The 9,471-nt window shown below is 51.0% G+C and carries 10 protein-coding genes and 1 rRNA gene; 8 read left to right on the forward strand and 3 right to left on the reverse strand.

Features of this window, described 5'->3' with window-relative positions:
* Positions 1–26 precede the first annotated feature (26 nt).
* Positions 27–143, reverse strand: a 5S ribosomal RNA gene (gene rrf, locus KRAC_RS28890).
* A 483-nt stretch (positions 144–626) separates the two neighbouring features.
* Here rrf and KRAC_RS28895 point away from each other — a divergent pair.
* On the forward strand, positions 627–998 hold the full coding sequence (locus KRAC_RS28895) for a hypothetical protein (protein WP_007913434.1): 372 nt from the start codon (positions 627–629) through the stop codon (positions 996–998).
* A gap of 252 nt (positions 999–1,250) precedes the next feature.
* On the forward strand, positions 1,251–1,556 hold the full coding sequence (locus tag KRAC_RS28900; protein ID WP_211221328.1) for a hypothetical protein: 306 nt from the start codon (positions 1,251–1,253) through the stop codon (positions 1,554–1,556).
* Positions 1,557–1,798: 242 nt separating this feature from the next.
* On the opposite strand, the gene KRAC_RS28905 is transcribed toward KRAC_RS28900, so the two are convergent.
* Both KRAC_RS28905 and KRAC_RS28910 read right to left on the reverse strand, forming a co-directional pair.
* Positions 1,799–2,503 (reverse strand): hypothetical protein, encoded by a 705-nt coding sequence (locus KRAC_RS28905; RefSeq protein WP_007913438.1) that lies wholly within the window; start codon positions 2,501–2,503, stop codon positions 1,799–1,801.
* 497 nt (positions 2,504–3,000) lie between these two features.
* Complete coding sequence (locus KRAC_RS28910) at positions 3,001–3,375, reverse strand: hypothetical protein (RefSeq protein WP_157507135.1); 375 nt, start codon at positions 3,373–3,375, stop codon at positions 3,001–3,003.
* Between the two features lie 957 nt (positions 3,376–4,332).
* Here KRAC_RS28910 and KRAC_RS28915 point away from each other — a divergent pair.
* From KRAC_RS28915 to KRAC_RS28940, 6 genes are all read left to right on the forward strand, one after another.
* The gene (locus tag KRAC_RS28915; RefSeq protein WP_007913444.1) at positions 4,333–5,271 is read left to right on the forward strand and encodes a phosphate ABC transporter substrate-binding protein; all 939 of its coding nucleotides are present in this window, start codon (positions 4,333–4,335) and stop codon (positions 5,269–5,271) included.
* 84 nt (positions 5,272–5,355) lie between these two features.
* The gene (gene pstC, locus KRAC_RS28920; protein WP_007913452.1) at positions 5,356–6,267 is read left to right on the forward strand and encodes a phosphate ABC transporter permease subunit PstC; all 912 of its coding nucleotides are present in this window, start codon (positions 5,356–5,358) and stop codon (positions 6,265–6,267) included.
* Positions 6,264–7,196 carry a phosphate ABC transporter permease PstA gene (pstA, locus tag KRAC_RS28925; protein WP_007913454.1) on the forward strand — a complete coding sequence of 311 codons (933 nt, stop codon included), beginning with the start codon at positions 6,264–6,266 and terminating at the stop codon, positions 7,194–7,196. Before pstC ends, pstA begins: the two co-directional genes overlap by 4 nt.
* A gap of 78 nt (positions 7,197–7,274) precedes the next feature.
* Positions 7,275–7,505 (forward strand): hypothetical protein, encoded by a 231-nt coding sequence (locus tag KRAC_RS28930; protein ID WP_007913455.1) that lies wholly within the window; start codon positions 7,275–7,277, stop codon positions 7,503–7,505.
* Between the two features lie 164 nt (positions 7,506–7,669).
* Positions 7,670–8,605 (forward strand): phosphate ABC transporter ATP-binding protein PstB, encoded by a 936-nt coding sequence (gene pstB, locus KRAC_RS28935; protein ID WP_007913456.1) that lies wholly within the window; start codon positions 7,670–7,672, stop codon positions 8,603–8,605.
* A 106-nt stretch (positions 8,606–8,711) separates the two neighbouring features.
* A complete protein-coding gene (locus tag KRAC_RS28940) occupies positions 8,712–9,446 on the forward strand; it encodes a response regulator transcription factor (RefSeq protein ID WP_007913457.1) in 735 nt (244 codons plus the stop codon).
* Positions 9,447–9,471 lie beyond the last annotated feature (25 nt).

Raw genomic sequence — 9,471 nt, forward strand, 5'->3', positions numbered from 1 at the left:
AAAAGACCGCTTGTGTTGAGCGGGCGAAACGGCGGTGTCCTATTTTCCCGTGGGGCTGCCCCCAAAGTATCGTCGGAGCTGAAGAGCTTAACTACCGTGTTCGGGATGGGAACGGGTGTACCCTCTTCGCAATAACCACCGGTTCGCCTGCGCATACAAGCGGTTCCGATTGACATGGTGCATAATATCATGGTCTCTAAATATTGTCAACAGTTTTGCGAGGCAATTTTTTTATTGCGCAAAAATTGCCTCGTAAAGCGACTTCTCGCCACTGCGTGGCTCGCTGGTTGTTATATATGCTGGGCCAGGGCTGGCGGAGCCAGCCCTGGCCCAGCATATATAACAACCAGCATATATGACAATCAGCATATATAACAACCGTCATGTATAGCGGCCAGCATGTATAACAGTAAGTGCTGAGGAGGGGAGACCCAACTGTGGTGACCTATGGCATTGGTGAGAGAGAGATTTTGCAGCAGAGTTATTCACAAAATGCAGAGTTTATGTGTCTCCATTTTTGTTGCTCATCCGTGTACAAGTAAAGAAAAGCATACGTTGCTAAACTGATATATAGCCTTGCGAGCGCTTATAGCATGGCGCGAGTGATACGGACAGGAGGATATAACGTGAGTACCTATCAAAATCCTAATCCGCAGCAGACGCCGATTGTGGCTGGTGTCTTCCAGAGTGAGAACCAGGCCAAGGTGGCCGTGGATGAATTGCGCAAGCACAATTTCGCCCATGATCAAATTGGGGTGGCCATTCCTGAGAAGAGCCAGGTAGATAGCCTGTCACAGGATTTCATGAAATTGGGCGTGCCTCAGCAGCAGGCTTCGTACTACGAGAGCGAGTTCAATTCTGGTCATATCGTAGTCTCAGTGCGGCCAGATGGGCGCGAGGGCGAGGCCGAGCATATTCTCCGCGATAGCGGTGGGTATGATCAGGGCGAGAAAAAAATGGGAGAAGAGCCTCCCATGAAAAACGAGGGAGAGCGCTAAGCCAGGCGTTTTTCAACAGCAGTATAGAGAGAAGGGGGTGCGCGTCCCTGCGAGGATGCGCACCCCCTTCTGGTTTTGGATGTTTGGGCTTTGACTCTATTTTTTCATATGGCACGTATAGTTACTAACGGTGGTGTGGAGGGCAAAGTGGGGCGAGAAATAGGGTGAGTGTGAGGGGCAAATTATGGCACTGGTCAATCATTAGTAGCGAGTGATGAAGGAAACATAGAAGGTATGGTAAAGAGGCATGTATTGTCACCCGAACAACGTATCTATATCCCCCTGGTTGCGATAGAGAGAGCGACCCAGAAGCATTCCTGGAGCCGTCTACCGGTAGCTGTGGCATCTAAACCTGATCAAGCGTGTGGTGAGGCGCGACGCATTGGCTATACTGGTCGCGAGGAACACGACCTGGCACTATATCGCTTAAAGATTAAGCCTGTTGGCTTGTCAACTATGACGCTACCGGGTATCTATATCATCGACAAGGGCATGTTTCAAGACTATGAGGAATGGAAGGCGATCCAGGAGCCGAGCTTGGAGACCCCCGCTGAATAAACTATTTTTATTGTTCTCTTGCTTAAAATAGGCCGTTGGGCGGATGGGTTCGATATTTGCCTGCTTGTGTTTAGGGGATGTTAACCTATCCCTGGAGAAAGTTTAACACCCTTTTAACCATGCCCTATGTGATGAGATAGACAAGATATAAAGCAGTCCTATCCTGGGCCAAGATGTTCGCTAAGAGAGGCGCTGGAGGACATTCCTCCAGCGCCTCTCTTAGCGAACACCCAGATAAAACTCTAGCACCCACGAAACCAAGCATCTAAATTATTAGATATGTTTGGAGAAACAAAGGTGCTGGGTGTGATAACTAGCATATCTACACCAGGAGAAGCAAACAAACGCTTCGTATGGTACGTAATACCCTGCTGATCTAGTTTTTTGAGCAAATGGGTCGTGCTCGTCCCCTGGCCTACCAATTCAATAATACTGGGATTATTGGCCTTTAGGATCGCATGAGTATATTCAGGGATGCGTGAATTGTTAGCATCAGCAAGGCGTGGATCAATGGCAATGATGTGGCTTTGCGTTCTAAAAAGCAAAGGGTTCGCGATCCACATACTAGCCCAGACAAAGTGAATGTTTTCTTGTTGTAGGTAGGTAATCAGTGGCTCATATTCTCTGGGGGCGATAGTGCAACCAGATGTTTGAAATGTATAATAAGCGTCTGCCTTGTGATACTTATAGAGTTGTGCTCCTGTATTGAAGAGGAAGATAATCAAGAGAGCGCTTAACAGCAACGTGGCAACGCGAGAATTAGGAAGCTGGCGCGATACATTCAAAGGGTGAGCAACGTTCTTCTCTGTCTCACTCCCTTCTGATTTGTGCTTAAGTCCAAGCACTGCCATAAGCACGACGACAAATGCTGTCGCGATGAAAAAGGGAAGGGCTAGCATGATTGGAGTGGTATAACGACCAACCAGGTCTGTTGATCCACAATGCATGACAAGGCCAGCTACTGATCTACTTGAGAAGCAAAACACGCTCGCGCTACAGATACAGAATAGTAGCGGAAGGGTAACCAATGAGCGTGCTTGCTGGAGCAAAAGCGAGGGCTTGAAGCAAGAAAATACGACAGCAGCAATGGTTACAATGATGCAGACGAAACCAAAGATCAATGCAGGAGTACGCAAATGGGGATGTATCGCGCTCACATCGGTTTCTGTTGGTAACGCTCCACCAATGACGCGTGGAACGCTACAAGTGACATAGAGTTTAGTTACCTGGAGAAGGGTCCTGGTACGACTCTCCCCAGCATAGGGAACGCTACCACTGCTAAAGATATATTTAACATTCGCTCATTGATTATAGTAGCCCCAATAGATCGCAGGCGCGGCTCCTACAAGGGCAGGAGGAAGGCTTGTTAGAGCCAACAAGAGCTTCTTCACGGTTGCTGATAGAGGTTGCCTTCTCTGCTATATAGTCCAGGTACAATAGCCAGCTATCCAGATGATGGTTGTGACAATTGCAACAGCCATAAGGGGGTTAATCCAGACCCTCCAAGGGTACGTAGTTGTATAACCAGGTCATAGGTTGGAGGGATAGCCGCGCAGAACGTCGCGATAAAAATAAACGCCGCTCTGGCATATTCAGGGAGGCGTAAGCCGTTCGTCAAAGCTGCAGCCAGTTTCCATGTTAGCCAGACTAAGATTAGCGATAAACAGGTTGTTTCAGCGCGCACAGCCCAGACCGTTTGCCCCATAATAGAGAAGAAGATCGCCATCAAATAGGCTTCGAAGCTTCCCATATACTGTTGACCAAAGAAATATACTGGGCGTTCGCCATATAATATATGTTGAGCCTGGATTGCGACCATCGACTCATCACCCTCAATTACACCATGTGTGCGTATAACAAACCAAACACGAACCGCGAGTGCGAGAACTAAGCAAATCCACAAAGAGAGAATAGGTAAGAGAGAAAGCGCTTTATGCTGGTAAGAGCTTCTCGCAGGAGGGAGGGAAGTTGGCTTGAGAGCCTCTGTGCCAATACTCATATAATTATAATTCCTGACATTGATAATGGTATGCAGATGAAGAGATTCGTGCTTCTGCAATTACATACAACATTTCATTGATATAAACGTCCTACTGTACTATATAGATGAGGCTTAAGTTTGTCAATTCTCATAGTGTTAACATGAAGAGCTGACCGACACTGCTAAAACACGCGTCTACATAGAAGGAGGCCCAGGATACGTGTAAAAATCTATCACTATGATAGATTTTTACACGTATCCTGGGCCTCCTTCTTTTTTGTACCTTTCTAGTCTAGACCAGATAGACTTAACAAAACGAGATTTAACATGTTATTATTTTCTTACGACAAGTCGAGACTATTTAGTCTCGACTGAGAAATGTGCGGCTGAGCGTGTTTCAAGCTGTAAAGGCGAAGTGAAACCTGGAAAACGGCGGAAATTTTTGATAACCTTTCGCGACTTAAAGTAAGACAATGCTGATTTTTGGGCTTTTTAGCTCTGCTTTTCTCAATGAGAGAGACAGGGTTGTTTTTATTGCTCACTTGCTTAAAATGGCCTGTATTGAGGAAATATTGACAGTTTTCCTGCTTGTGTTAAGGGGGTGTTAACCTATCCCTGGGGAAAGTTTAACACTCATTTAACTATTCCATAAAGCATAGTTAATTCTGCAATGATAACTTATGTGTGCGACAGAAAATAGGATTTTTAGGAATGGGTGAAGAGAATAGATTGAAGTTCTTCATCTTTTTCCAAAAAATAGGTTAAGTTATATCTACTTTATTTGTAGGAGATACTATGTTGAAGAAATGGCGCGTAGCCCTCGTGCTTCTGGCCATCGTGGCTCTCTCAATGATTATCGCGGCTTGTGGTGGTAGCACCGGCGATGCGACCGGCAGCCCTACCACGACTGCTTCGACCCCCCAGACCAGCGGCGGTGCTTTCACCTGCGTTTCTGGCTCCATCATTGCCAGTGGTTCGACGGCTCTGCAGCCTTATGTCGATGCGGTTTCGAAGAAGTATACGGCGAAATGCTCCGGCGCTCAGATCGCTGTTCAGCCTGGTGGCAGTAAGAAGGGTCTCTCGGACGCCGAGGCCGGAACCTCGCAGATCGGTAACTCGGATGTTTTCGCTGATAGCACCCAGAGCGATCTCGTCGACCACCAGGTTGCGATCGTCATCTTTACGGTGATCGTCAGCCCTGACGTCACCGCGAAAGACCTCACCACTCAGCAGCTGACCAACATCTACACCGGTAAAGTGACCAACTGGAAACAAGTTGGTGGCGCCGACGAGCCCATCATCGTTGTGAGCCGCCCCACCTCTTCTGGTACCCGCGCGACCTTCAAGAAGTTCGTCCTCAATGGTCAGAACGAGAGCCCTGCTCAGGCGAAGGCCCTGACCTCCGATAGCACTGGCACCGTTGTCCAGACCATTCAGCAGAACAAAGGTGCGATTGGTTATGCCGCCCTTGGTGCCGCGCAGACCGCTCAGAAGAGTGGCCAGGTCAATATCCTGACCATCGACGGTAAAGAGGCGAACGCCGCCAATGTGACGACTAACGCCTACAAGTTCTGGAACATCGAGCACATGTACACCAAGGGCGCGGCCACTGGCCTGAGCAAAGCCTTCCTGGACTACATGTTCAGCTCCGATGCCGACACGATTGCTGAAGGCCTGGCCTTCGTGAAGATCAAAGATGTCCCCCAGGACATCCGCGATACTCACAATAAATAAGCTTTAGCCTGATGGTCGTCCTCTCCCCGAGTTGGGCGAGGACGATCTGGTTTGTTCGCTACTGTTTCAGTAAGGAGGATAGGTGTGCAGAGAGCGCGAATGATGCGTATATCAGACCAGGTCGCGCGGATTGTCTTCCTCATCTGTGCCATTTTAGTTGTCGCTATCATCATTAGCGTGTTCTACTTTATTGGGTCCAAGGCCTTCAAGGTTTTCTATCTGCCTGGTGGGTCAAGTATTCAAGAGTTTTTCACGAGCACGCACTGGGATCCGACAGCGGGTAATAGCGATAATCCGGCATACGGTGCCTGGGGATTGATTCTCGGTTCGATTATTATTACCCTGGCCTCCGTACTGATCGCGACCCCCCTCTCATTTGGGATGGCACTCTTCATGGCGGAAGTAACTCCCCGCTGGCTTTCACGCATACTCCAGCCTTTGCTGGAGGTTTTTACTGGTATGCCCTCGGTGGTCATTGGCTTTCTGGGCCTGACGGTTCTGGTACCCTGGCTTGGAACCATCTCGCAGACGCTGGGCTATGGCTACGGCGCGGCGATCATCGTCCTGGTTGTGATGATCATTCCGACCATCGTCAGCGTGTCGATAGATGCTATTCGGGCTGTTCCAGGTAGCGTACGCGAGGCGAGTCTGGCTCTGGGGTCATCTAAGTGGCAGACTATGTCGAAGGCGATTATTCCAGCGGCCTCCACAGGCCTGGCGACAGCGGTTGTGCTGGGCATGGCGCGTGCGATTGGTGAGACACTGGCGGTGGCAATGGTCCTGGGTGGCCAATCGCTGCCTGACAAATTGTACAACCTGAAGGCACTTTTCTTTACGCCAACCACCAACATCACGCAGGCCATTCTTAGTGACTTTGGTGAAACCTCTGGTATCGCTCAGGATGCTTACTGGACTCTGGCCTTCCTGCTCCTGGTCATTTCTCTGGCCTTCATCTGTGTGAGCCGTTACCTGGCGAGTAGGAGTGTCTACAAATGAGTATGCAAGCAATGGCGGGCGAGCAAGAAAAGCAAGCATCTGGACGAGTCGCGGAACTGACGCGAATTGCGCGCAGGCTACATGCAGGCAACCGGGTTGCTCTGAGCATACTCTGGGTTGTCGCCGCCTTGATCGCGCTCCTGTTTATCGCCATTATCGTCCTGCTGTTTGTTCAAGGCTTTAACTACCTGATTGATCCTGCTTTCTATTCGACCTCGGTGACCGGGGTGGGAATGCAGCTCTTCAGTACCTTCTATATCCTTATCCTTACCGAGATACTACTCTTTCCCATTGCGCTGGGCGCCGCGATCTACACGGTCGAGTATGCCCCGCAGGGAAAACTGGTGGCGACGATCCGTTTTGCGGCTGAAACGCTGGCGGGTGTGCCATCGATTGTGCTGGGTCTGTTCGGCTTTGTCTTCTTTAGCGCGTTTCTGGGATTCCATATCAGCCGTATAAGTGGCGCTCTGACGCTGCTGTGCTTAAACTTCCCCCTGGCCTTGCGCCTCTTTGAGGATGCACTGATTTCGGTGCCACGCGAGTTGCGCGAGGGAAGCCTGGCCCTGGGTACGACGAAATGGACGACGATTCGCAAGGTGGTCCTGCCGTCCGCGATGCCTGGTCTGATCACAGGCTTGATCTTGAGCGCGGGCAAAATTATCGGCGAGACCGCGGCCCTGGTCTTTACCATGGGTGTTACCCCGGCGAGTACCTTCTCGGTTGATCCCTTTATTCCTAGCGACACATTAACCATTCACCTGTGGTACATCAAGACCCAGGGTGCTGGCTCGATTCCCGGCTTGTCGGCGGCTGGTGCCTCGGCTCTCTCGGCGGGATCGGCGGCGCTCCTGATTATCGTCCTGTTGGTGATCAACCTGCTTGCCCGAGGGATCGGGCGTCTGATCCAGCGCCGGGTCATGGCAGTTTGATGCATGTAGAGCGATTACAGTAACAAGTATGGCGATCCACTATGGAGCGCCTCTTGAAGAACAAGGGTGAAGCGATCTATGAACTCGATAGCAGCAAACTCTTCTCTCATCACAGAGAATGTGACTCTGCCCAAGGGGGCGAGCATCTTCTCACGCAAAGTAGCGCGCAGTGGCCATATCTCATATGAGGGGCGTCCATACTTTATCAGCAAAGCCCTGGCTGGCCGCTACATTCGACTGGTCGTTATTGAGGATCGCCTGATTGTCGATGAGTCTATTCCTCTGCACAAGGAATATGAATTATCCTGAGCAAGGCTTCCAGTTTGGGCACGCGATGCGTGCCCAAAAACTGTTTCTTTTTTCAGGAGCCATGAGCTAGAATTAGAAGATCGACGCGATTGAGGAACGTATCCCTTAAGCATAGTCGTACATATAGAAGAGCTGAAGCATCGAGAAGGAGAGATGTGAACGTTATGACACCAGAGGAGCAGCAGGTAAACTATGATCAGGGGCGGCAGGGAGGCACAAGGACGAGACAGCAAATATATGATCCTGCCTGGAATGAGAATAATATGACGATTGAAAGTATACCAGAGGACCAGCAAGATCCTGGCAAAGTCACGGAGATCCGCCGCGAGCGTACTCTAAATCCAAACGCGGACTTTGCCATCAATGTAGAGCACCTCAATTTTTACTATGGCAAGAAGCAGGCCCTCTTTGATGTCTCGCTACCACTGCGTAACCGCCAGGTGACGGCCTTGATTGGCCCCTCCGGTTGTGGTAAGTCGACCTTCCTGCGCACCCTCAACCGTATGAATGACCTGATTCCCGGCACACGGACTGAGGGGCAGGCCCTCTTCGATAGCAACAACATCTACAACGCAAAAACAGATGTGGTGCTGCTGCGTCAGCGCATCGGCATGGTTTTCCAGAAGGCCAATCCTTTCCCAAAATCCATCTTTGAAAACGTGGCCTACGGCCTGCGCATTCAGGGTCAATCCAACCGCCATATCAAAGAGATGGTAGAGAAGAGCCTGCGCGGCGCGGCCCTGTGGGATGAAGTGAAGGACCGTCTGAACGCTTCGGCCCTGGGACTCTCTGGTGGACAGCAGCAGCGCCTCTGTATCGCGCGCGCCCTCGCCGTCCAGCCAGAGGTGCTCTTGATGGACGAACCCTGTTCAGCGCTGGACCCCATCGCGACCCTCAAAATTGAGGAGCTTATCACCGAATTGGTGAAGGATTACACTATCGTGATCGTCACCCATAATATGCAGCAGGCAGCGCGTGTCTCTCACTTTACGGGCTTCTTCCTGAGTGGTAAGCTGATAGAGCAAGGGCCGACAAAAGACATTTTTGAGCGACCAACCCAGAAAGAGACTGAAGATTACATTAGCGGTCGCTTTGGTTGATACCTGGACGTTTTCCGCGTACGATGTATCTGTAGCATAAAAATAGGTGATTTAGGAAACTTGAGCGCGTGAGCGCTTACGCATAAAAAGCCGTTGGAGGTACTGCGTGGCACGCAAAATCCTGGTGGTGGATGACGAAGCGGTCCTGGCCGAGACTATCGCGTATAATCTGGAGCAGGCCGGCTACCACGTCATCACCGCCGCTGATGGTAACAGCGCGTTGGACGCGGCGCGCAGTGAACGCCCAGACCTGATTGTGCTGGATATTATGTTGCCTGGCATGGATGGTCTGGAAGTGTGCCGCCAGTTGCGACGCGAAAATAAGACCGCGACGACTCCTATCCTCATGCTTACCGCCAGGGGCGACGAGATCGACAAGGTCGTGGGCCTGGAGGTTGGCGCCGACGACTACGTAACCAAACCCTTTGGGCGGCGGGAGTTACTGGCTCGGGTGCGGGCCTTGATCAGGCGCTCCGATTATGTACCAGGGGGTGAGGGTGAGAACGGGGAAGAGCCTGAGCAGGAACGGCGCTCTGCCAATCGCGAGCTGGTCGCTGGTCCCTTACGCATCGACCTGGCTGGTCGGCGCGTCAATTGCCGGGGGCAGGATATCGAGCTTCAACCCAAGCAGTTTGAGTTGCTGGCCTACCTGGTGCGCAATCGTGGCACGGTCCTGACACGCGACCAGTTGCTTCATAATGTCTGGGGCTACGACTATGTCGGTGACACACGTACCGTAGATGTGCATGTCCGCTGGCTACGCGAGAAACTCGAAGAGGATCCCGCCAATCCCAAGCTCATCCAGACGGTGCGCGGCGTCGGCTACGTCTTCCGCTGGTAAAAAAGAAATAAGAGAAAAGCAAAAG

The organism is Ktedonobacter racemifer DSM 44963 (assembly GCF_000178855.1).
GTDB lineage: Bacteria > Chloroflexota > Ktedonobacteria > Ktedonobacterales > Ktedonobacteraceae > Ktedonobacter > Ktedonobacter racemifer.